We start from the raw sequence: 311 nt of genomic DNA on the forward strand, positions 1-311 counted from the left end.
TTCAGCTTTCTGGGCTTCGACTTCCGGTACCTCCGCAGTCTACGCGGAGCAATGCGGCCGCATTACACGCCCAAGCTCAAAAAGCGGACGGCGCTTCTGCGGGCGGTCAAGGAGGTGTTCCGCCGACGCCGGTCGCAACCGATTGGGAGGGTGATAAGCCTGATCAATCCAATGCTCCGGGGGCGGGTGAACTACTTCGCAGTTGGGCACTCCAGTGAGTGCTTCGGCTACATCAAAGATTGGGTAGAGAAGAAGGTCAGGCGTCATCTGGCGCACGCCCGGAAACGACAGGGCTTCGGCTGGGAACGGTG

General features: G+C 60.5%; 1 protein-coding gene. It reads left to right on the top strand.

Features of this window, described 5'->3' with window-relative positions; genetic code table 11:
* Positions 1–311, top strand: a 311-nt coding sequence (locus FNJ47_RS46910; RefSeq protein WP_206685423.1) for a group II intron maturase-specific domain-containing protein, incomplete at both ends; no start/stop codon positions are given.

This window comes from Bradyrhizobium uaiense (assembly GCF_010811875.1).
Lineage (GTDB): Bacteria > Pseudomonadota > Alphaproteobacteria > Rhizobiales > Xanthobacteraceae > Bradyrhizobium > Bradyrhizobium uaiense.